This window comes from Mesorhizobium sp. M0030, from assembly GCF_040323695.1.
Taxonomy (GTDB): domain Bacteria; phylum Pseudomonadota; class Alphaproteobacteria; order Rhizobiales; family Rhizobiaceae; genus Mesorhizobium.
The window spans coordinates 180,533-202,554 of the sequence record NZ_JAMYVE010000004.1 but is presented as its reverse complement, the minus strand read 5'-3'; the positions used below and the strand labels follow the sequence as shown (position 1 = coordinate 202,554).

The window sequence follows — 22,022 nt, the reverse complement described above, 5'->3', positions numbered from 1 at the left end:
GGCAAGGTCGCGGATCGGAGTGGTTGCCTACGCCGAATACGCCCCGTCGGCCGGGCCGGCATAAAGCTCTGCGCCGTCCTCGTCGCAAATGCGCAGACGGTCGGGGATCTGCGGCATGGCGAGGCTGTGGAACAGCGCGGTGGCGCCCTGCAGGGCGGCGCGCAGGTTCGGCGCGTCCAGCGATACCTTGTCGAGCGTGGCTTCGTCGACGTCGCGCGAGCGGCTCGACGAAGAACGTCAAGCAAGCCTCCGTTGCAGAGTTTTGGGCGAGATCGTCAGTCCGAGATCGTCAGTCCATTGCCGGCAGGTGCGCCAGGCGCGCCCTGCCTGGTCAGCCCTTCGACTTCGGCTTCAGGCTGCTCTCTGCCTGCTTGACCGAGGAACCGAACGGGGAGGCGGCCTTGGCCACCACCTTGTCTTTCTTGGGCTTGCGCGTTTCGCGATTGCTGCGCTGCTGACCCTTGGCCATCTGTCTGCTCCTTCGTACGTGCTGGGTGGGTGCGGTGTCAGACTGCCTGGCTGTCGGGGACAGCCGGGGCGTCCGCTACTTCGAGGTTGTCTTCCGTGGTGACCCGCTCATAGGTCTCCTCCTCGCTGCGGATGCGATATTGCGGCGAGCCATCCTTGACCGGCAATCTGCTCTTGATCTGAAACAGCTCGGCGGTCTTCTGGGCGAGCCCGCTGCGGCTCTTCATGCGCACGGTCTGGCCGATGGCGAAGAGGTGCGAGGGCGTGTCGGTGCGCGGACGCGCATTCTGCTGGAAGCGGATCATGCTGCGTTCTCCTGGTCGCGCCTCAGCGCTGTTTCGAGTTCGAGGTAGTCGATGGCGACAAGCTGGCTGGTGGCCGGGTTCTTCACCGCCCTTGCCGGCAAATGGATGAAGGTGGCGACGCGACGCCAGGCAAGCCGCGACATGCCCTCGATCAGCTCTTCGTCGTGATCGATGTCATAGTCGCCGGCCGGCAGTTGCCCTTCCAGCCCGCCAAGCACGAAGGGTGCCGCGAAATGGGCGATGGAACGGGTGGTGCGATCCGGCATTGGCTTGGCTCTGGTTCGTCGATGCTTTCCGGCATCAACCGGGAACTCAACCATCGGCGATTGGAATGAGTTTGGCGGGTCGAGTATCTCCGACGCCGCTATATGCCAAGCTTGACCCAAAAAACGATCTCAGATCAATAATCCGAAATTGTTGGCTATTCAAGCTGATTTCCGCCACGGCTCGACCGGTATAAAAAATTTCTCGTATAAACCCCTAATAAATCTGCTATCGTGGAACAATATCAGCCAATTTCTTATTTAGAGCGCATCGGAATAATTATTCCGGTGCCCCTAAGATTATTTTTTACGAAAGGCAAAATATATGAGATTCATGAAAACGCCGGATCGTCCGACCGCAACAATCGAGCCAATCGTCCTCTTCCCCAAGGCAATATCAGTGCGCCTGACGATAAGAAGCGACGAAGCGGCACGGCGCAAGATTGCCGACACCGACGGCACGCAACGGCGGGAGCGCCGGCTCGCCGAGAGCAACCGGCTGATTTGAACGCTACATTTTCCTGGAATTCCTCTAGAGTTTCGAAGAGGTCCGCGCCCTTGGCGAGCCCACTCTTCCCTTGAACCTGCAGCGCCGATGGCCTAGATCGCGGCAAGCGGACAAAACACGGCAGGTTTCCCATCAACAGAGATCAGAGAAGAGCGGCGGGTGCTGGAGCTGGCGGACAGCCGCCGCTGGGCCTCGACCAATATGTGCAGCAGGCGCTGCAGCTGCATCAGGCCGGGCGCCGGCAGGAGGCCGAGACGCTGTACCGGCAGGTGCTGGCGCGCAAGGCCAATCACCCGGCAGCGGCGCATTTCCTGGGCCTGTTGCTGCACCAGACCGGGCGCAACCCCGAAGGCCTGGAGCTGATCGAGCAGTCTGTGCGTCTGCAGCCGAAGAATCCCGATTTCCTCAACAATCTCGGCACGGTGATGCGCGATCTCGGCCGCATCGCAGCGGCCGCCGATTTCTTCCGCGGCGCGGTAGATCTCAAGCCCGACCAGCTCGCGGCACGCGACAATCTGGGTTCGGCGTTGAAACAGCTCGGCCAGTTCGAGGCTGCGGAGGACATCTATCGCGGCACAATCGGGCGCAATCCCTTCCATGTCCGCGCCCGCATCGGGCTTGCCGAAACGTTGCAGGAAGCCGGTCGTCTGGACGAGGCGCTGGCGACCTTTCGCGAGGCGCTGACGATCCGGCCCAGGGATGCCGACCTGTTGCACGGGCTCGGCGTCGGGCTGATGGAAAAAGGCAAGCTCGATGAGGCGGCCGACCTGTTCCGGCAGGCGCTGGCGATCACGCCAGGCATGGCAAAAGCCTGGCTGATGCTGACGCAGGTCAAGCGCCAGAAGGAGCGCGACGCCGAACTCGCCGGCATGGAGGCCCAGCATGCCAAGGCGCCGGCCGACAGCCTGGCGCGCATGCAGCTGTCCTTCGGTCTCGGCAAGGCCAATGACGATTTGAAGGACTACAACAGGGCCTTCGACTATTTCGCTGAAGGCAATGCGATCCGCCGCAAGGGCATCGATTATGATCCGGTCAGGACGCGGGCCGAATTCGAGGCGATGAAGACGGTGTTCAACGCCGGCTTTTTCGAAAAGCACAAGCCAAGTGCAATCTCCGACGACACGCCGATTTTCGTCGTCGGCATGCCGCGCTCCGGCACCACGCTGGTCGAACAGATCATCGCCAGCCATCCACAAGTCTATGGCGCGGGCGAGCTCAGCATGTTGAAAACCGCGGTCGGCAAGCAATTTCCGCTGACCATGCCGGGAGGTTTCCCCTGGGGACTGGTCGATGTATCCGACGCGGAGTTTGCGGAGGCGGGCCAAGCCTATCTCGACATGCTGCATGAGCGCTATCCCAACTTCAGGCATGTCACCGACAAGATGCCCGGCAACTTCCTGCTCATCGGCTTCATCCATATGATGCTGCCGAAAGCCAAGATCATCCATTGCGCGCGCGATGCGGCGGCGACCTGCCTTTCGATCTACAAGGTGCATTTCCGCGGCGACAACCACCGCTACGGCTATGATCTGGGCGAGCTCGCCGATTTCCACAACATCTACACCGACATCATGGCGCATTGGCACGATGTTCTGCCGGGCGTCGTCCATGACGTGCGTTACGAGGATTTCGTGGCCGACCAGGAGGGACAGACGCGGGCGCTGATCGGGCATCTCGGCCTGTTCTGGGACGACAAGGCGCTGTCGTTCCACGAGACCGACCGCCCGGTGCGCACGGCCTCGGCCGCGCAGGTGCGCCAGCCGATGTATCAGGGCTCGGTCGATCTCTGGAAGCGCTATGGCGACAGGTTGAAGCCGCTGCTGGACAAGCTGGCCTGAGCAGCGGCTAAAGCTCGATGAAGGGCTGGAAGCCGCCGAAGATCATGCGCTTCATATCGAAGGGCATGGGCCCCGAATCGGGCGTCAAACGCGGATCGGCCATAACCTTGGCCATTACCGCGTCGCGGCTTTGCCTGGACGAATAGACGGCCCAGGCGAAGACGACGATCTCGTCGTCTTTTGCCTGAACGGCACGCGGAAACGAGGTCAACTCGCCATAGGGCACGTCGTCGGCGGTACATTCGACGTAGGCGAGCGCTCCGTGTTCCTTCCATATCGGGCCTGCGAGGTTGGCCAGCTTCTTGTAGTCATCGATATTTGCCTTCGGCACGGCGAGCACGAAACCATCGACATAGGACATGAGGTTCTCCTTGGAGTATCTCACAAAGCTCCTTACCGGCGTCAGCCGGTGAGGAGCTTTGTCAGCGGTGGTCAGTCTTTCTTCGCCGGCGCGTTCATCGCCCATTCGACCCCGAAGGGGTCGCGCATGTTGCCCCACTGGTCGCCCCAGAACATCAGCTGCAGCGGCACTGCGACTTCGCAGCCGGCACCGACCGCGCGCTTCCACCAGCCATCGATCTCGTCGGCGCCGAGATGGAGCTGCATGGTATAGCCCTGCGGCTTGACGGCAGGCATGCCGTTTTCGGGGTAGAAATCGGAAATCATCAGCGTCGAGCCGTTGATGTGGAGATGGATGTGCATCGTGCGGCCCTGCTCATCGGGCGGATAGAAGAACACCTGTTCGGCGCCGAAAGCCTTCTTGTAGAATTCGGCGGCCTTGAAGGCGCCGTCCAGCTGCAGATAGGGGGTCAATCCACCGAGAACTTTCGCGGCCGGCTGAATGGGGGTCTGGTCGGTCATGTCTTGTTCCTCTTTGGGTTTGGTCTGGGCATTTGGTTTGGCCTTGCGAACCCTAGGACGAACGAGCCGGCCGCGATCCTACATGTCTGATGCGATTTTCTGGCGAAACGAACTTGCGTCGGCGGCGCCCAATCAGAGCGCAATGCTCGCTGTCAGCAGGCTAGAAAGGGGACTGCTCCTTTAACCCCGCTAAGACGACAATGATCCTCTATTACCAGACCCATTCGCCCTTTGCGCGCAAAGCGCTCGTCTTCGCCCATGAGGTCGGGCTTGCCGACCGGCTCGAGGTCATTCATCACGAGACCAGCCCGACCTTGCGCAATGCCAGTGTCTACGCCGAAAACCCGCTCGGCAAGGTGCCGGTGCTGCTGCGGCCGGATGCGCCGCCGCTCTTCGATTCCGATGTCATCTGCGCCTATCTCGATACGCTGCATGACGGCCGCAAATTGCTGCCGCAGGACGGCGAAGCGCGCTGGCAGGCGTTGCGGTTGCAGGCGGTCGCCCAAGGCCTGGCGCAGACGGGCATAGGCCTGCGCTGGGAGACGGAAAGGCGGCCCGAACAGTTGCGCTATGCAGCGCTTGCCGAAGGCTACCGGGAAAAAATCGAGGCCAGCTATGACTGGATCGAAAGCGCGCTGGACGACGAGACACCGCTCCATGTCGGCCATATAGCGCTTGCCACCACGCTGTCCTGGATGGCGTTCCGCCAGCTGCCGTCCTTTCGCGCGCGGGCGCGGCTGACGCGCTGGTTCGAGGCGTTCGAAAAGCGTCGATCGATGCAGGCGACGCCGCTGTCGGGCGATACGCATGACTGAGCAACGGTCGCCCCGCGGCGGCCTGCATCGATCTTTCCCGACCGCATGGTCAGGGCGCCCTGCAGATCCGCGGGCCGTTTTGCGCGTCGATGAGGATTTCCGGCCAGCCGATATCCTTGCGCAGTTCGATCGGCAGGGCCAGAAGCTCGCGCTCGCTGCGATAGCGGGCGCGGTTCTGTGCGTAACGGGCGGCGACGCGGCCTATGGATGACAGGATGGACATGATGCGTTCTCCTCAGATGAAGCCGGCATCATCGTGTCGGCATCCCAAGGACGCAGCAGGTTCAGGCGATCCGACAGAGCGCTGAAAATATTCTGGGAGATGTGAAACCATGGGCCGCAACACAGTGCGGCCCATGGTGGTAGTTCCTCAGCCCGCCGTTTCAGCCACTGAGCGGAAGAAATCCTCGGGGTCTTCGACTTCGGTCAGCTTCCGCTTGTCGATCAGCCAGAAGCGGTTGCCGATGGCGCGGATGAAGGAACGGTCGTGCGAGGCGAGCACACAGCTCGCCTGGTGCTTGAGCAGTTCCTCCTCCAGCGCTTCCTGGCCGTCGATGTCGAGATGGTTGGTCGGCTCGTCGAGCAGGTAGAAGTTGGGGTTGGCGAGTCTCAGCGCCAGCATCATCAGCCGCGCCTTCTGGCCGCCGGACAGCACGCCGATCTTCTTCTCCTGCATCTCAATGACAACGCCGGCGCCGGCAAGCAGCGAACGGGCGCGCTGCTCGCCGACATCGTAGCGGCGCGAGACCATGGCCAGCGGCGTGTCGTCGCCACTGATGCCGGCCAGCGCCTGGTCGCTGTAACCGAGCGCCGTCGACGGCGTCACCTTGACGTTCGGCACCGTGTCAGGCTCGGAGATGGCATTGCGGATCAGGTTGACGAAACGCGACTTGCCGACGCCGTTGCGGCCGAGCAGCACGATGCGATCGCCCTGGCAGATGTGGCGCTTGCCGGTCTTGAACAGCAGCATGCCGTCCGGCGTTTCCACCGTGGCGTCGTCCAGCGTAATCAGCACCTTGGCATGGGTGCCGCGGTTGGCCAGCCGGATCGCGCCGGCTGATTTCTCGCGATGCGCCGATACCGCGGCGTCTTCCAGCTTCTCCGCCCGTTCCCTGAGTTGCTTGGTCTTCACCGTCAAAAGGTCGCTGCCGGAATTGATGCCGATGTTGTTGAGCTTGGCGGCCTGCTTGCGCAGTTGCTGCGCCACCTTCATGTCGCGCTCGAACCGGCGCGCCGTCGAAGCGTCCAGGTCGTCGAGCGCTTGCCTCGCCCTGGAATAGGGCAGTGCAAACACCGGCGAGTCCTCCGGGCGCAAGAACAGCGTGCGGTTGGTGACGGCGTCGAGAAAGGCGCGGTCGTGACTGGCGATGACCACCGGCACCTCGCGAGGCAGGGCGTTCAGCCAGCTTTCCAGCTGGCTGATCTTGGCGAGGTCGAGATGGTTGGTGGGCTCGTCGAGCAAAAGCACATCGGGGTCGGTGACCCAGACGCGGGCAATCAGCGCCAGCCGCTGCCATCCGCCGCTCAGCGCCTGCATCGGCCGTTCGCGCATCGGCTCGGGCACGTCGAGCGAATCCAGCGCCACGTCGACCCGCCACATCTCGCTGTCGGCCTGCCCCGCCGGCAAGGCGTCGGCCACCACCTGGTGGAAGCTGCGGCCGAGAAGGGCTGGCGGAACCGACTGCTCGACATGGCCGACACGCAGGCCGCGCGTGCGAGAAATGTCGCCCGAGGTCGGCTCCAGCGCGCCGGTCAGGCATTTAAGCAAGGTCGACTTGCCGCGGCCATTGGCGGCGACGATGCCGAGCCGGTCGCCGGCGCCGATGGTGAGGTCGAGATTGGAAAACAGCGGCGCACTCATGGTGACGCCGAGGGATTTGAGGCTGATCAGGGCCATTGCGATTTCTCTGGTCTTGCCGGAGACAACTCCGGATGCACTTTGACGGTGTGCTTGCCGGCCGTCAGGCTCAGCTTTGCGCACCACGAAGGGCAGACCAAAAAATCGAAACGGGAAAAAACCCGTGATGTCCCTGGTCAGCCCTGCAAGCGAACTCGCAGGGCCGAAATCGGGCCACGCTGACGATGGTGATCGATAGACACGCAGCCCTCCTTTCAAGACAAAACTTTGAGTGTGTGGAGCGATTACACCAAAGGCGGGGGTGGAGGCAAGTGGCGACGGATGCGGCGGTGGTGGAGCGCTCTTCCCTTCTCCCACAAGGGGAGAAGGAAAGAGGTGCTATTTCCCCGGCCGCCCCGTCTTGCCCGGCCGGCGCTTTTCGCGGCGGGCGTCGCCTGGGTCTTCGTAGGAGCCGATGCCGGCGCGCTGGCGAACGAATGGTTTTGGGGAATCGTCGCGTTCCTTCGCGCCCCCCTCTGCCCTGCCGGGCATCTCCCCCACTCGGGGGGAGATTGGCTGGGGCTTGGCCGGCACTTTCCCTTCGACCGGCTTTTCCGTGCGCCGCACGGTCATCTCGTCGAGCGAATTCTTCTTGAACAGTGGCTTGGTGGCGCCGCCCGGAATGCCGAAGTCGGAGCCGTGCGCTTCCTGCGCCGACTGTTTCTTGAACAGCGAGCGCGACACCGCGCCTGACGGTGTCGGCATGTCGGTACCAGGCCCCATATCGTCGATCGACGGCTTGGCAAACAGCGGTTTCTTCACCGGCACGGCGCCGTCGGCGCCCATTTCGTCGAGCGCCGGCTTGCGGAAGAGGTTGGACCGGGCAGCCCTGGCCGCCTCTTCGGCGGCACGTGCCTCATCGAACTTGCGGAACCGCTCCTGTTCCTCAGCCGTACGGTGCTTGGCCACGCCCTTGTTGTGCTTTCCCTTCTCGCGGCCCGAAACCGGGCTTTCCATGTCGGCATATTTGGCCAGCGGGTCTTCCGCGATCGACAGTTCCATTTCGCGCAGCCGCTTGATCTCGTCACGGATGCGGGCGGCCTTCTCGAAGTCGAGATTGGCGGCGGCGTCGCGCATCTGCTTTTCCATGGCGTCGAGATGAGCCTTGAGATTGTTGCCCATCATCGCACCGGCGCCGTCGGTGAACTGCGAGATATCGGCGCGGACATGGTCCTTCTCGTAGACCGAGTCCAGAATGTCGGAGATGCGCGACTTCACCGATTCCGGGGTGATGCCGTTGGCCGCGTTCCATTCCATCTGCTTTTCGCGGCGGCGGTTGGTCTCGGCCATCGCCCGCTCCATCGAGCCGGTGACCTGGTCGGCATAGAGGATGACCTTGCCGTCGACGTTGCGGGCGGCGCGACCGATGGTCTGGATCAGCGACGTCTCGGAGCGCAGGAAGCCCTCCTTGTCGGCGTCGAGGATGGCGACGAAACCGCATTCAGGAATGTCGAGGCCTTCGCGCAGCAGGTTGATGCCGACCAGCACGTCGAAAGCGCCGAGGCGGAGATCGCGCAGAATTTCGATGCGCTCCAGCGTGTCGATGTCGGAGTGCATGTAGCGAACGCGCACGCCTTGCTCATGCAAATATTCGGTCAGGTCTTCGGCCATGCGCTTGGTCAAAACGGTGACCAGCGTGCGGTAGCCGGCGGCCGTGGTGTCGCGGATTTCGCCGACGACATCGTCGACCTGGCTTTTCGCCGGGCGGACTTCGACCGGCGGATCGATCAGGCCGGTCGGGCGGATGACCTGCTCGGCGAACACGCCGCCGGCCTGTTCCATCTCCCAGGCGCCGGGTGTCGCAGAAACCGCGACGGAGAGCGGTCGCATGGCGTCCCATTCCTCGAAGCGCAGCGGACGGTTGTCCATGCAGGAGGGCAGGCGAAAACCATACTCCGCCAGCGTCGCCTTGCGCCGAAAGTCGCCACGATACATGCCGCCGATCTGCGGCACGGTGACGTGGCTTTCGTCGATGAAAACCAGCGCATTGTCCGGGATATATTCGAACAATGTCGGCGGCGGATCGCCCGGCTGGCGTCCCGTGAGATAGCGCGAATAGTTCTCGATGCCGGCGCAGGAGCCGGTGGCTTCCAGCATCTCAAGATCGAAGCGGCAGCGCTGTTCGAGCCGCTGTGCCTCCAGCAGGCGGCCGGCGCGCTCGAGCTCGACCAGCCGGTGCTTGAGCTCCTCCTTGATCGACTTGATCGCCTGGTTGAGCGTTGGACGCGGCGTCACATAGTGCGAGTTGGCGTAGATCTTGACGCTCTTCAGCTCGCCGGTCTTCTGGCCGGTGAGCGGATCGAATTCGGTGATCGCCTCGATCTCGTCGCCGAACATCGAGATGCGCCAGGCGCGGTCCTCAAGGTGGGCCGGGAAGATTTCGATCGTGTCGCCGCGCACGCGGAACGAGCCGCGCACGAAATTGATGTCCTGGCGCTTGTACTGCTGGGCGACGAGGTCGGCGAGCAGCGCCCGTTGGTCGAGCCGATCGCCGATCTGCATCTGGAAGGTCATCGCCGTATAGGTCTCGACCGAGCCGATACCGTAAATGCAGGACACCGAAGCGACGATGATGACGTCGTCGCGCTCGAGCAGCGAGCGGGTCGCCGAATGCCGCATGCGGTCGATCTGCTCGTTGATCGAGGATTCCTTCTCGATGAAGGTGTCGGTACGCGGGACGTAGGCTTCGGGCTGGTAGTAGTCGTAATAGGAGACGAAATACTCGACCGCATTGTCGGGGAAGAATTTCTTGAACTCGGAATAGAGCTGCGCGGCCAGCGTTTTGTTGGGCGCCAGGATCAAAGCAGGGCGCTGCGTCTGCTCGATCACCTTGGCCATGGTGAAGGTTTTGCCGGAGCCGGTGACGCCGAGCAGCACCTGCGTGCGGTCATTGTTATCGACGCCCTCGACAAGATCCTTGATGGCGGTCGGCTGGTCGCCGGCCGGCTCGAAATCCGACACCATCTTGATGGCGATGCCGCCTTCGGATTTTTCCGGGCGGGCAGGGCGGTGCGGCGTCCACAGCACGCCGTCCTTGTGCAAGGGGTTGCCGGATTCGATCAGCGCCGACAGCGCCGCGACCGTGGCGGTGACGCTGCCCGAGGCCATGGTCTCGGCGTCTTCCAGCGAGATGTCGAGGCCGGCGACCGGATTGAGGCCGGCTGCGGTGCGTTCGCGGGCCGTGGCCGCGCCGCCCATCGAGGTGCCGCGCGAACTGCGGCCGGGCGCAGCGGACCGCTCCGGGATCTTTTTCGCGGACTTTGGCGATCTACCATCGCTCTTACCGGTGAGACGGCCTTCCTTCTCGGCCTCCTGCTCGATCTGCTCGGCCCAGTCGGCAATCGAGCCGCTCAGCGGCGCGCCGGTGAAGTCGGCCTGCGGCGCCTCGGCGAAGCCGCCTCTGTGCAGAGGCTCCGAGGCATCGAGGAAATCGGTCAGCGGGCTGCGCCGCTTCGGCGGCGAAGCGCCGTTGTCACCCGCCGGAGACGGTGTCTTTTTGTCAGGGAGTTTGGCCATGCCCCAAATATGGGCAGAGTCCGCCAAAATGGAAAGAGTGCAGTGGCGAAGGGCGCTAAGCGGGTCGAAGCTCCTGACACAAGGGTGTCAGGAGCTGTGTTACGCGAAGCCAGGCCGCCTGCTCAATTGAACCACAGCGCGAAGGTCAAAAACCCACCGCCACCGAACTGGCGCTGGATCTGGTCGAACTCGCCGCTGGTCACGATCTCACCGCTCTCGAGGTAGGGCGCGATGGCCGGGCCGGTAATCGACAGCACGAGGTCGAAAGGCTTCGGTTCTTCGAAGAAACGCTTCATGTTGATGCCCTGGCCGGTGCTGGCCGTGATGCGGAAATGCGGCAGCAGCTTGCGGCCTTCCAAAAGGTCTTCGGCCATGGTCAGAGTGGCGAGCCAGGCCTCGACCTGCTCCTCGCCGACTTCGAGCCCGGTGAGCGGGTTCTCGCCCTTCTGCTGCGGTCCCGGCAGCCATTCGCGGTCATTGTCGGTCTCGGCGCGGATCGCCTTCCAGTCCTCGCGCGACAGCCGGATGATTTCGAGCAGATGGCGGCGCGCCGCTTGACGGCGCTCGGGCTCGACCACCGACCAGTTGACGAGGTGAACCATGGAGATGAAATCCGCGATGCGCCATTCCGATGAGAAGATGCTGCTGCCCATGTCGCCGGCGGGAGGCACGAGAATGTCCTGCAGCGGCAGTTTGGCGCGCGGAAACAGCATGTGGAACGAGCCGTCGAACATGGTCCTGAAATCATGCGCCAGCCAGAAATCGGCCTGCGCCATCAGGAATTCGGCATAGCCCTGCAGCCAGAAACCGTCGGCGCGGTCGAAGCGGAATGTGAGCGAGGAAGCGGCGCCGTCCGACGAGATACCGCCGCGCGACAGCGAGGCCATGATGGCGGCCATGCTTTCATCCGGCGCGATGGCGCCGTCTTCGTTGAGATCGATGCCGGCATGGGTGAGGTCGACGACCATGCCGATATCGGCATCGGCGGGTACCGAGCCCAGAGTGGCCGCGGATGTCTCCAGCCGGTCGCGGAAGGCGACCAGAATGGCGCGGAACTGCTCATAGGTCAGCGGTTCGGGATCGGGATTGTCCGGAATCGGCAGCCGCATCAGCGGCAGCATGAAGGATTGCGGGCTTTCGAACCCGTGGCGGTGCAGACCGCCGGCGAGGATTTCCAGCGCGGTGAAGAATTCGCCGGCGCCGGCGGCATAGGCTGACGCCGGATCGCCTTTCGCTGCAGACTCAAGCGTTGTGAGCGCACGGTTGCGCTCGGTCACCGTTTTGGCCTCGAACAAAGCGGTTGCCGCTTCGGGCGCGGCGGCGCGGGCCGAAGATAGCGGCAGCAACAGGAGGAAGGCGGACGCCAGCAGGCCTGCAAAACGTGTCATCTCATCCCTCCACTATGCGATGCGCAGACATTACACGCATTTGGCGCCGTGTCTGCCGGCGGCAGTGTTTCAAGGACTGACGGTCGACACTTCCCGAGCAGACCGTCTACACAAGCTAACCGATTGGGCAAACGATTGGGCGTCGCGTGTCGAATTATCCGCTTTCCTACAAACTGTCATGGCTGCCGCGCTTCCTGAAACCGTCTCTCGGCGGCGATGTCAGGGATTTTGCACCGAGGGCGGCGACGACGATCATCGATCCGCCGCCGGGGCGGAAGGTGCGGCTGGCCTTTGTCGGCGATATTTCGGCGGTGGCCAACCGTAGTGCGCCGGAGTGCGATCCGGAGATCGCAAAGCTCTTGGGCTCCGCCGATCTGGTGATCGGCAATTGCGAAAGTCCGGTCGTCGAGCGGCCGAGCGTGGCGTTTGGCACGCGGCTTGGCACTCACCATGCGATGAGCGAGCGGTTTCTTGCCGCGGCGCTTGCCGCCGTAGGCATCGCGCGCGAAAGGCTCGTGCTGTCGCTGGCCAACAACCATGTGCTCGACCAGGGCGTCGCCGGTTTCGACGAGACGGCTGCGGCGCTGAAGCGGCTTGGCATCCGCACCATCGGCACCGCGAAAAAAGGACCGGTCGAGCAGGTCAAGGCCGGGCCGCTGACGATCGGCTTTGCCGCCTTCACACTGTGGCGCAATGCCGACGCCGCAGTTTTCAATGAGCGTGTGTCGATGCAAAGCGATCCGGCGGCATGGCCGAGAGGCGCGGCCGACAAGAACATCGACCTCACCTGTGCGGTGCCGCACTGGGACTGGGAGTTCCGGCATTTTCCGCAGCCGCAAACGCAAACGCTGGCGAGGTTGCTGGCCGGTCACGGCGTGGGGCTGATTGCCGGGCACCACGCCCATGTCGTGCAGCCGGTGCAATGGGTCGGCAAGACGCTCGTGGCTTACGGGCTTGGCGACTTCCTCGGCACGGCGCTGGCGCGGCAGCCCTGGCCCGGCCGCATCGCCGGCATTTTCGTCGTCGATGTCAGCGCAGATCTCGGCAAGCGCGGCGCGATCGGCGGCTACCGGATGCATGCCTTCATGCGGTTGCGCGCAGGCGGGCATGAGCGGCTGGTTCCGGTCGAGGCGCTGACTGGCCGGATGAAGGGCAAGGTCGAAGCCAGGCTGAAGGCGATCTTTGGCGACTGACCACTTTCCCGCTATTATAGGCATAAACGGACTTTGCGAGGGGGCGATGGAAGCAGCTGAGTTCATGCCTGATGAAGCGGTGGTCGCCGGCATCAGGAAGAATATCGAGATCTATGAGGCTGGACGGGCTTCGGCCTACCGCCAGGTGCGCTGGCGGGTGCCGGTGTTTCTGGGGCTGCTGCTGGTTTTTGTCGTGCTGGTGGCCTGGCTGTTCAACAAGGTCGCCGACTTGAACGAGCAATGGTTCTCGACGCCGCATGTGTTCCTCTATGTCGGCGGTTTCTTCGCGGCGCTGCTGCTGTACTTCCTGGCGATCAGGCCGGCGACGCGGCTGCAGCAATCGTTCCGTGACACGCTGCTGCCGATCATCTTCGGCTTCATCAGGGATGTGCGCTATCAGCACAGCGTGACGCCGAATTCCTTCGACCGGCTGCCGCGCGCCGTGGTCGGCGCCTTCAACCGGCAGAGCTTCGACGACATCGTATCAGGCCGCTACGAGGATTTTCCGTTCGAGCTCTACGAGGCGGAGTTGCGCCAAGGGTCGGGCAAAGGCTCGTCGACGGTCTTCAAGGGCGTCGTCGTCGCCTTCGAGACCATTGCGCCGTTCCCCGGCATATTGGTCGCGACGCGCCGCAGCAACGCGGTGGTCGGTTTCTTCCGCGGCATCTTCGCCGGCAAGATGGAGGAACTGTCCAGCGGCGATCCGCTGCTCGACGGCGACTACGAATTTCGCACCGACAATGTCGCCGCCGCGCAGCCGCTGGTGAGCGGCCGGCTGGCGCAGGCGCTGAAATGGCTGCACGAGACATGGCGCGATGATCCGGCGCGGGTGGCACTTAATGGCAGCGATGGTTTCCTGCTCTTGCCGCAGCCGAAGAATTTCTTCGAACTGCCCGCCATTTCCGTGCCGCTCGATTACACCAAGCACATCGCGCCGATGATCGCCGATATGGGCGCGATCTTGGCGACCGCGGCGCTGGTGCGCAAGATCGGCGCGACGGATGGCGAGGCCTAAAGCGCCGCGCGTCGAAACGAATTCATGCGACGCGCTTCAGGTCTTGTTTTCATGCATATCGTTGCCCCAAAACGGCGGTCCTGTTTGGGCGCATGCATTAGCCAGGCTGCCGCGCCTCAGCAGTCGAAGCCGTAGTTCTGGCGGTAATATTCGACGTCTTCTTGCGCCATCGTCTTGAACATCACGCAGACGGTGAAGCTGCCTACCTGGCGACCGTTTCTGGTGTAGCCCCAGTCGGAAATATCGTCCCGGTTGAATTCGAGTTCCTGGCCGGCCACGACATTGTGCACCGCTTGCGGCTCATTGGCCAATGTTCCTGCAAAGCCGGTCGCGGTCTTGTGGAAGGGGATGATCCAGAAATGCTCCGAGGCGTCTCCGTCCCTGACCTCGACTTTCAATTTGTAGCTGGTTGTCCCGGCTGGCGGCGCATCCGACAAGGACAGGAATTCATCGAGGCTGGCGCGCGCCTGCGCAATGGCCGCCGCCATGTCCGGATCGTCCCTGGCGACGCCTACAACCTTGTCGCCGCCCTGGCCGGAATCCTGCGCACCGGCCGGAATCGGCGCCAAGGCCAGCACCAGGGACAGCACGGTTCGAACTGCATGCTTCATGAAATGGCGCTCCTGCGTGTCGATGCCTGACACCATCATGCATCTATCTGGAGTTTTCAACGGCAGTGCGACAGCGTGGTATGGTCCGAACGGCAGGCCGCTCACAACCCGCTCGGCACCAGCCCCGCCAGCCAGTTCGCGGACCGCTTGGCAATGCCGACCGTTGCCGACGCGACGCGGCCGAGATCTGTCTTGACCACGGCGTAGCCGTTCCTGGTGCGGTAGAGCACGCCTGTTCCGCCATCGACCACTTGCTCGTAGGCGACGGGCCGTACCGCTGCTGCCTCCATGGCCGTCGTCGGGGAGCCGACGGGAACGCTCGGCCGATGGCTCAGTTCCGGCGGCAACGGGGTTTGGACATTCCGGCTGGCCGGCTTCAGTTCCGGGCGGGATGCGGCCGCCGCCAGTTGCGAAGAAGACGCCGACCCCTTGCTGCGGCAGATGCCAGAGACCAGCGGATAGTCGAAGTTCTTCTGGTGCAGCATCTGGCTTTTCATCGCCGCTTCGCAGTCGGCGATAGTCGCCCACTTCGCCGGCGTCTCGCCGATATATTCGCAAAGCTTGGCGTCGCAGTCGCAGCCGACAATGGTCATGGCGACAAGGGCGGTCTTGATCACGGTCTTGTCCTTCGGATTGCCCCCCGGCAGCCAGTCCTTCCATCGCGCGCGAACAAGGCGGGATTTTGGCCGCGATCACGCGATGAGCCGGGGGATGCGTTTTTCGGGTACGGCTCACTATAGGTGGATTTCGAGACACCCGGTAGCAGATAGGGCGGGAGCGTGATGCATTTGCAGGAAGAAGCCTGAATAAATCTTGTCGGCTATGGCCGCGACAACTGTTTCTTGGCCCGGTTTTCTACTACGATACTCACGGGGCGATACAACAATATAGGAGGGGTTTGTCATGGGAAGAATTGTCCGGTCCGCCGAGCCTGTGCCGAAAAGGGATTCAACGCTCGAGGGCATTCCAGGCGATGCTCCGCTCGGCGTCGACGATGACAAGCAAGAAGATCAAGGATCGAAAGGCGGCGACGGCTATCTCGACCGGGTTGCGAAGTACGTGCCTGCCGAAGTCGTGGCATTTTTCATCTTCGTCAACTCCATCCTGGTCAATGCCACTGAGCAGCCGGTTGCCAAGGCGTTGACCGATGCGGTGGCGGAAGAGACCAAAGGCGATCCGGGGGACATTCCGGGTAAGGTGCAGGCAGCCATCTATAAGATTGAAATGGCCGGTATCAGCGTCTGGACCATTTCATGGATCATGTTGATCGTCGCGCTGGCGATGACGCCGGTGTATCTGAAATCGGTCAGCGATTCAGCCGACAATGCGGAGGATCCGGGAGCCAACATCGTCATGTCGATGCTCGCCTTCCCATTCTGGGCCTATGCCGTCAACGCGCTGGCCCTCAGGCCATGGCATGACGGTGCGCTGGCCAGCATCATGCTCGCCACCTTCACGCTCATCAGCGGCGCCATACGGCCGGAATATATAAACGCTGGCCTCAATTTGATCCCGGGCATCGGCCCGAAGAAGTAGCTCGGCCCGCCGGGCAGGCCGCGTGCAGGGCGCGTCTTCAGTCGGAGAGGTGTTCCAGCCTGGCGCCTGCTTCGAACAGCGCCGGCAGCACGATGTGCAGCTTGCGCACGGCGACGATCAGCCGGTGCGACGGGTGGCCGGATCGATCGGAACCGGTTGGCTGAACGGCGTGCGGGAGCCTTTGGGCGGAGCGAAGTCCGCCGCCGAAACACGGTGAGGATGATCGCGTCATTGCCACCGATCTCGACGAAGGACACGCCTCTGTCGATCAGGCGCGGGATCATGTCGGTGAATTGCTGACCGCGCCTGGTGATGAAGTGGTGCCGTCAGCGCCGAAATCGCGTTCCAGCAAAGTATCGGCTTCTTACGCGTCGCTTCGCCGACCGGACCCTTGGCCCAAAAGACAGTCGGCGCCGGGATTTCTCCCAGCGCCTCCCTGTCAGATCAGGACACGGTCGCGGCAGCAACTTCCGTAAAGTCGTCGCGCCATGCCGGCCTTGATTTTGACGGTCCTGCCAGTCACCGCCCGAGGGCAGTGCCCGTTCCAGACCACGCCGTTCTCCACCCTTGCGAGCTTCGTTCGGCGCGCCATCGAAGGTTTTCGCCGTCCTTCATGGCAGCATCGGTCCGCCGTTGGCGTTCGCACGCTTTCCGCGGCCCCGTAGGTCTCGGCATCCGTCCCTCGAACAAGCAAGCCTGCTCTCGCTTCGGGCCGTACGGGCCTCAGGAAATCCGCCTTTTCGCTTTGCCTTTCGGCGTGGCGATCGGTAGCCGCCTGAGATGAGTTAAACTTACGCCGGGTAAGGGTTTTGGGGAATGGGCGTGAGCCTGTGGATAACGGGATTATCGGGGACGGTTTGCCACAAAGCTCGGAATTTCGACTCCAGCTGCATTAGACAGCCCGCCCGCTTTTTGGCGCCTGATCGGCTGTGCCCCTTGCTCCGCCGGCTGGCGCGGGCTTCAATGCAGGCAAAGCATCGAGCCTATCGGCTCGGTGCGGGGAGGGTGCGCATTGAAAGTCGGGGTGGTGCTCAATCCGATTGCCGGCGGCGGCCGGCTGAAACGGCATTGGCCGGAGGTGGCTGCTTCGCTGAAAAAGCATTTCGGCGAATTCGAGCTGCGCGAGACGCAGGCCGAGGGCGACGCCGAAAGGCTGGCGCTCGACCTCGCGGCAAGCGGCTTCGAGCTGGTGATCGCGGCCGGCGGCGACGGCACCGCCAGCGAAGTGGCCGACGGATTGCTGCAGGCTTTCGATGAGAGCGGCCGGACAACCGAACTTGCCTTGCTGCCTTGCGGCACCGGCATCGATTTCGCGCGCGGGCTCGGGCTGCCGAAAGAGGTGGATGCGGTGCTGAAGCGGATCGCCGAAGCCAAGGCGCGCAAGGTCGATGCAGGGCGCATCTGCTACATCGACGACCATGGCGCGCTGGCCAGCCGGCACTTCATCAATATCGCCAGCCTCGGCCTATCCGGCGCCACGGACCGTGCGGTCAATGCCGACAAGCGCAAGGGCAGGATGTCGGCCAAGGCGCTGTTTTTCTGGCGCACCGTGGTCGAGTTCATCCGCTACCGCTTCCAGGACGTCAGGATCACCGTCGACGATGGCACCCCGGTCGAGGCGCGCATGGCGCTGGTGGCGGTCGCCAACGGAAAGTTCTTCGGCGGCGGCATGATGATCGCCCCGGACGCCGAACTCGCCGACGGCCAGTTCGACATCGTCATCCTGCGCGCGGCCGGCAAGCTGAAGCTGATCTGGGATATTCGGCTGCTCTATGGCGGCCGGCACCGCAACCATCCGGCCATCACCATATTGCGTGGCCGGAAAGTGGTGGTCGAACCTATCGGCGATGTCGAGAAGAACGGCGCGCTGGTCGACATAGATGGCGAGTCGCCGGGGCGTATACCCGCGACGTTTGAGATCCTGCCCGGAGCGCTGACGCTGAGATATTGAATCAAGGCGTTGAGGGATTGATTCAGGTGGTTTGAGCGGCGATTCCGGCGAACCGGCCAAAGGCCTGAAATCGCAGGACATATTTACCCGGCTTAGCTTTCCAGCTTGGCTGGGAAACCGGGCGCGCGCAGATCCATGTCGACGGCATCCTCGAGCAGTTTGACGATCTGGGTCGACCAGGCGCCGCCGCCATATTCCTGTTTGCCCATCAGGAAAATCTCACTCACAAGCGGCGCCAGTTGGAGTGGCAGTCTGAACTCTCTGCCCATCGCAAGCGCAAAGCCGAGGTCCTTCAGTGCCAGGTCCATGGTGAAGCCAATGTCGTAGGAGCCGTTGAGGATGAGCTGGCTTTCGGTCTCATGGACGAAGCTGTTGCCGGAGGAGGCGACGATGGCGTGGTAGGATTGCGCGAGGTCGAGGCCGCCTTGCTTGGCCAACATCAGCGCCTCGCCGGCGGCGACGAGATGGATGAAGGCCAGCATGTTGGTGATCACCTTGATCACCGCCGCGGAGCCGACCGGACCCATCAGGAACGACTTTGCGCACATCGCTTCGATGGCCGGACGATGGCGCTCGTAAAGCGCAGCATCGCCGCCGACAAGCGCGGTGATCTTTCCGACCGCGGCCAGATGCACGCCGCCGGTGACCGGGCACTCCAGCGTCTCGATGCCTTTGGCCGCGGCGAGGGCGGCGAGGCGCAGGATCTCGTCGCGGCCGTTGGTCGACATCTCGATCCAGGAGCCGCCCCTGGGCAGACCCTCGAGCAGGCCGCCGGCATTAGCCAGCACCGCTTCGCTGACCTTGGGCGAGGGCAGGCAAGTAATGGCATTGCCGGCCTGTGCCGCCGCTTCGGCCGGGCTGGTCGCGGCCGTGGCGCCGAGCGCCACGAGGCGCTCGACGGCGGCGGGGTCGCGGTCGAAGACGATGACGACAAAACCGTTGCGCAACAGGCTGGCGGCAAGGTTGCCGCCGAGATGGCCAAGGCCGATGAAGGCGTAGCGTTCGCTCACGGCATCAGCGGCGTTTGCATCATCTGCAAATGCAGGTCCTTGCCGGTGTAGGGATGCGCGTCGCAGACCGCTTCGTCCAGCTCGACGCCGAGGCCCGGCTCCTTCGATGGAATGACATTGCCGTCCTGCCATTCGATCTTCTTCTTGAGCAGTGTCGCGTGGAAGCCGTCCCACTGCTTCAGCGATTCCAGGATGAGGAAATTGGGCAGCGTCACCGCCAGCTGGATGTTGGCGGCCCCAACGATCGGCCCACAATAGCAGTGCGGCGCGATCTGGATGTGGTATGCCTCGGCCATGGCGGCGATCTTCTTGGTTTCGAGAATGCCGCCGGAACGGCCAAGGTCCGGTTGCAGGATGGTGGCGGCGCGGTTCTCGATGATTCGGGCGAATTCGAACTTGGTCGTCAACCGCTCGCCGGTGGCGATCGGGATCGACGTGCCTCGCGCCACCTGAGCCATCACTTCGGGCATGTCGGGCGGCACCGGCTCTTCGAACCACAAGGGATCGTAGGGCTCGATGGCGCGTGCCATGCGCAGCGCACCCGATGCGGTGAACTGGCCATGCGTGCCGAACAGAATATCGGCGCGGGTGCCGACGGCTTCGCGGATCGCCTTGACCATGCGGGTGGAGACATCGATGTCGATCAGGCGCGGCTGGTGGCCGTCGAAGGCGGTGTAGGGGCCTGCCGGGTCGAGCTTGACGGCGTTGAACCCCTGCTCGACATATTCGAGCGCGCAGGCGGCCGCCAATTCGGGGTCATTGTAGACGTTCCGGCCGTCCGGCGCGTCCTCCGAATGGACGCTGCCGGTGTGCGGATAGAGATAGGTGTAGGAGCGCAGCGTCTCGTGCACCTGGCCGCCGAGCAGTTTGTAGACCGGCTTGTCGGCTTCCTTGCCGACAATGTCCCAGCAGGCCATTTCCAGCGCCGAGAAACAGCCCATGCCGGTAACGTCGGGGCGCTGGGTAAATCCTGAGGAATAGGCGCGGCGGAAGAAGGTCTCGATGTCATGCGGATCGTGGCCGATCAGGTAACGCTCGGCCATGTCCTCGACCAGCTTCGCTGTTATGTGAGCCGAGAAGGTGGCGTTGTAGGCCTCGCCGTAACCGACGACGCCGCCATCGGTGGTCAGCTTGACGAAGATGAAATACTTGCCGCCGATGCCGGGCGGCGGGTTGCCGACTACCCAGGTCTTGACGTCGGTGATCTTCATTTTTGGTCCTCCAGAACCAGTTCGGCGCCCTTCCATCCGGTCATGACCGAGGCGGCGTTGGTGTTGCCGGTGATGTTGGCGGGAAAGATCGAGGCGTCGATGACACGCAGACCTGCGAGCCCGTGCACTTTCAGGCGCGGGTCGACGACGGCGGCCCCGGCGCCCGGCCCCATGCGGCACGTCGAGACCGGGTGATAGACGGTGCCTGAGCGCTTCCTGAAATCCTGGATCAGATCGGCATCCGATTGGATCGATGGGCCCGGCAAAACCTCCTCAGTGATGATCTCGGCCATGGCGGGCATCGAGGCTATCTTGCGCACGAATTTCACCGCCGCCAGCATCTCGTCGACATCGGCGTTGGTGGAATAGGCGTTGGCGACGATCCTGGGATAGTCCAGCGGATTGCTGGAGCGGATCATGATCTCGCCGCGGCTGGACGGGCGGCAGTTGGAGAGGCCGATGGAAAAGCCCGGCCACGGATCCGGCGTCAGGATCGGCCGCTCGCCGCTCTTCGGAATGACGGTCGAGAAAGCCTGGAAATAAAGCTGCATGTTGGGGCGCGAAAACGCCAGGTCGGTTCGGAAGAAGCCGCCGCCATGGTTCATCGACAGCGACAGCGGGCCGGAGCGGGTGAGGATGTACCGCATGCCGACCAGCAGCTTGCCCCACCAGGGCCGCAGGATTTGGTTGAGCGTCGGCACGTTTCCCTTGAAGGTATAGTTGATGCCGACATGGTCCTGCAGATGCGCGCCGACATTTTCGTTGCCGTGGACGACCGGGATGCCAAGCCCCTTGAGCAGTGACGAGGGGCCGACGCCGGACAGTTGCAGCAGCTGCGGCGAGTTGATCGAACCGGCGGACAGGATCACCTCGCGGCCGGCCCGCGCCGTCTTGGTCTCGCCGTTCTGCAGATATTCGATGCCGACGGCTCGCTTGCCCTCGAACAGGATTCTGGTCGCCAGCGCATTGGCTTCGACGCGCACATTCGCGCGCTTCATCGCCGGGCGCAGGAAGGCGCGCGCGGCCGACATGCGGCGGCCATTCCTGGTCGAGATCTGGTAGACGCCGACGCCTTCCTGGGCGGCGCCGTTGAAGTCAGGGTTGAGCGGCAGCCCAGCCTGCTGGCCGGCTGCGAGGTAGCGCCTGGTCAGCGGATGGACGGCGTTCGTCGTGTCGGTGATATGCAGCGGCCCGCCGGTGCCGCGCCATCTGTCGGCGCCGGCCTCATTGTCCTCAAGCGCCTTGAAGCCCGGCAACAGATCGTCATAGCCCCAACCGGGATTTCCGGCATCGCGCCAGTCGTCAAAGTCCTCGCGCGCGCCACGGATCCAGACCATGGCGTTGATCGAGCTGGAGCCGCCAAGCAGCTTGCCGCGCGGCCAATGGTCGACATTGCCGGCAAGGCCGGGGTCCGGCTCGGGCTTGTAGTTCCAGTTGACCGCCGGATCGAAGAAGGTCTTGCCGTAGCCGAGCGGCATCTGGACATAAAAGCGGCGGTCGCTGCCGCCGGCCTCCAGCACCAGCACGGAGAAGCGGCCCGAAATCGACAGCCTGTCGGCCAGAACCGAGCCGGCCGAGCCGGAGCCGACGATGATGAAGTCATAAGTCTGCATGATTGGTGTTGGCGGCTCCGCAA

Annotated in this window: 22 protein-coding genes; 7 read left to right on the top strand and 15 right to left on the bottom strand. The window is 63.3% G+C overall.

Annotated elements, in window-relative coordinates:
* Nucleotides 1-331: 331 nt before the first annotated feature.
* The 3 genes from NKJ80_RS11045 to NKJ80_RS11035 are packed head-to-tail and all read right to left on the bottom strand — an operon-like array spanning nucleotide 332 to nucleotide 1,039.
* Nucleotides 332-469: a hypothetical protein gene (locus NKJ80_RS11045; protein WP_023683725.1), complete on the bottom strand. Its 138-nt coding sequence runs from the start codon at nucleotides 467-469 to the stop codon at nucleotides 332-334.
* A 37-nt stretch (nucleotides 470-506) separates the two neighbouring features.
* On the bottom strand, nucleotides 507-773 hold the full coding sequence (locus tag NKJ80_RS11040; RefSeq protein WP_023672015.1) for a hypothetical protein: 267 nt from the start codon (nucleotides 771-773) through the stop codon (nucleotides 507-509).
* A complete protein-coding gene (locus NKJ80_RS11035; protein ID WP_023672014.1) occupies nucleotides 770-1,039 on the bottom strand; it encodes a hypothetical protein in 270 nt (89 codons plus the stop codon). The genes NKJ80_RS11040 and NKJ80_RS11035 overlap by 4 nt, the downstream gene beginning before the upstream one ends.
* Nucleotides 1,040-1,361: 322 nt before the next feature.
* Here NKJ80_RS11035 and NKJ80_RS11030 point away from each other — a divergent pair, with 322 nt between their 5' ends.
* Entirely contained in the window at nucleotides 1,362-1,544 is a 183-nt protein-coding gene (locus NKJ80_RS11030) for a hypothetical protein (RefSeq protein ID WP_023683727.1), read from the top strand.
* Between the two features lie 203 nt (nucleotides 1,545-1,747).
* A complete protein-coding gene (locus NKJ80_RS11025) occupies nucleotides 1,748-3,382 on the top strand; it encodes a tetratricopeptide repeat-containing sulfotransferase family protein (protein WP_352497565.1) in 1,635 nt (544 codons plus the stop codon).
* A 7-nt stretch (nucleotides 3,383-3,389) separates the two neighbouring features.
* Here the strand turns inward: NKJ80_RS11025 and NKJ80_RS11020 are convergent, their stop codons facing one another.
* A complete protein-coding gene (locus NKJ80_RS11020) occupies nucleotides 3,390-3,743 on the bottom strand; it encodes a DUF1428 domain-containing protein (RefSeq protein ID WP_023733342.1) in 354 nt (117 codons plus the stop codon).
* A gap of 71 nt (nucleotides 3,744-3,814) precedes the next feature.
* Nucleotides 3,815-4,243, bottom strand: coding sequence for a VOC family protein (locus NKJ80_RS11015; RefSeq protein WP_023691563.1), 429 nt, complete (start codon nucleotides 4,241-4,243; stop codon nucleotides 3,815-3,817).
* A gap of 200 nt (nucleotides 4,244-4,443) precedes the next feature.
* On the opposite strand from NKJ80_RS11015, the gene NKJ80_RS11010 reads away from it, so the two are divergent.
* Entirely contained in the window at nucleotides 4,444-5,058 is a 615-nt protein-coding gene (locus NKJ80_RS11010; RefSeq protein WP_023672010.1) for a glutathione S-transferase family protein, read from the top strand.
* A gap of 49 nt (nucleotides 5,059-5,107) precedes the next feature.
* Here NKJ80_RS11010 and NKJ80_RS11005 read toward each other — a convergent pair whose 3' ends face one another.
* The 4 genes from NKJ80_RS11005 to NKJ80_RS10990 form a co-directional block, all read right to left on the bottom strand.
* The gene (locus NKJ80_RS11005) at nucleotides 5,108-5,281 is read right to left on the bottom strand and encodes a hypothetical protein (RefSeq protein ID WP_023672009.1); all 174 of its coding nucleotides are present in this window, start codon (nucleotides 5,279-5,281) and stop codon (nucleotides 5,108-5,110) included.
* Nucleotides 5,282-5,428: 147 nt separating this feature from the next.
* A complete protein-coding gene (locus NKJ80_RS11000) occupies nucleotides 5,429-6,955 on the bottom strand; it encodes an ABC-F family ATP-binding cassette domain-containing protein (protein WP_352497564.1) in 1,527 nt (508 codons plus the stop codon).
* Nucleotides 6,956-7,294: 339 nt separating this feature from the next.
* Complete coding sequence (uvrB, locus tag NKJ80_RS10995; RefSeq protein ID WP_023701598.1) at nucleotides 7,295-10,471, bottom strand: excinuclease ABC subunit UvrB; 3,177 nt, start codon at nucleotides 10,469-10,471, stop codon at nucleotides 7,295-7,297.
* A gap of 122 nt (nucleotides 10,472-10,593) precedes the next feature.
* Entirely contained in the window at nucleotides 10,594-11,859 is a 1,266-nt protein-coding gene (locus tag NKJ80_RS10990; protein ID WP_023751232.1) for a hypothetical protein, read from the bottom strand.
* A 146-nt stretch (nucleotides 11,860-12,005) separates the two neighbouring features.
* Here NKJ80_RS10990 and NKJ80_RS10985 point away from each other — a divergent pair, with 146 nt between their 5' ends.
* Nucleotides 12,006-13,052 carry a CapA family protein gene (locus tag NKJ80_RS10985; protein ID WP_352497563.1) on the top strand — a complete coding sequence of 349 codons (1,047 nt, stop codon included), beginning with the start codon at nucleotides 12,006-12,008 and terminating at the stop codon, nucleotides 13,050-13,052.
* 46 nt (nucleotides 13,053-13,098) lie between these two features.
* Nucleotides 13,099-14,067, top strand: coding sequence for a DUF3137 domain-containing protein (locus NKJ80_RS10980; protein ID WP_023672004.1), 969 nt, complete (start codon nucleotides 13,099-13,101; stop codon nucleotides 14,065-14,067).
* A 116-nt stretch (nucleotides 14,068-14,183) separates the two neighbouring features.
* Here the strand turns inward: NKJ80_RS10980 and NKJ80_RS10975 are convergent, their stop codons facing one another.
* A complete protein-coding gene (locus NKJ80_RS10975; RefSeq protein WP_023672003.1) occupies nucleotides 14,184-14,717 on the bottom strand; it encodes a YegJ family protein in 534 nt (177 codons plus the stop codon).
* A gap of 62 nt (nucleotides 14,718-14,779) precedes the next feature.
* Nucleotides 14,780-15,295, bottom strand: coding sequence for a hypothetical protein (locus NKJ80_RS10970; protein ID WP_023672002.1), 516 nt, complete (start codon nucleotides 15,293-15,295; stop codon nucleotides 14,780-14,782).
* Between the two features lie 286 nt (nucleotides 15,296-15,581).
* On the opposite strand from NKJ80_RS10970, the gene NKJ80_RS10965 reads away from it, so the two are divergent.
* The gene (locus tag NKJ80_RS10965; RefSeq protein ID WP_352497562.1) at nucleotides 15,582-16,214 is read left to right on the top strand and encodes a hypothetical protein; all 633 of its coding nucleotides are present in this window, start codon (nucleotides 15,582-15,584) and stop codon (nucleotides 16,212-16,214) included.
* 37 nt (nucleotides 16,215-16,251) lie between these two features.
* On the opposite strand, the gene NKJ80_RS10960 is transcribed toward NKJ80_RS10965, so the two are convergent.
* Nucleotides 16,252-16,446: a hypothetical protein gene (locus NKJ80_RS10960; RefSeq protein ID WP_352497561.1), complete on the bottom strand. Its 195-nt coding sequence runs from the start codon at nucleotides 16,444-16,446 to the stop codon at nucleotides 16,252-16,254.
* A gap of 780 nt (nucleotides 16,447-17,226) precedes the next feature.
* Here NKJ80_RS10960 and NKJ80_RS10955 point away from each other — a divergent pair.
* Nucleotides 17,227-18,165, top strand: a complete 939-nt coding sequence (locus tag NKJ80_RS10955) for a diacylglycerol/lipid kinase family protein (protein WP_023683740.1) — start codon at nucleotides 17,227-17,229, stop codon at nucleotides 18,163-18,165.
* Between the two features lie 92 nt (nucleotides 18,166-18,257).
* Here NKJ80_RS10955 and NKJ80_RS10950 read toward each other — a convergent pair whose 3' ends face one another.
* From NKJ80_RS10950 to NKJ80_RS10940, 3 genes are read right to left on the bottom strand one after another with little or no spacing between them, the layout of a single operon-like run.
* Nucleotides 18,258-19,175: an NAD(P)-dependent oxidoreductase gene (locus tag NKJ80_RS10950; protein WP_023683741.1), complete on the bottom strand. Its 918-nt coding sequence runs from the start codon at nucleotides 19,173-19,175 to the stop codon at nucleotides 18,258-18,260.
* Nucleotides 19,172-20,386 carry a mandelate racemase/muconate lactonizing enzyme family protein gene (locus NKJ80_RS10945; protein ID WP_023671997.1) on the bottom strand — a complete coding sequence of 405 codons (1,215 nt, stop codon included), beginning with the start codon at nucleotides 20,384-20,386 and terminating at the stop codon, nucleotides 19,172-19,174. The genes NKJ80_RS10950 and NKJ80_RS10945 overlap by 4 nt, the downstream gene beginning before the upstream one ends.
* Nucleotides 20,383-21,999: a GMC family oxidoreductase gene (locus NKJ80_RS10940; protein WP_023701603.1), complete on the bottom strand. Its 1,617-nt coding sequence runs from the start codon at nucleotides 21,997-21,999 to the stop codon at nucleotides 20,383-20,385. The genes NKJ80_RS10945 and NKJ80_RS10940 overlap by 4 nt, the downstream gene beginning before the upstream one ends.
* Nucleotides 22,000-22,022: the final 23 nt, after the last annotated feature.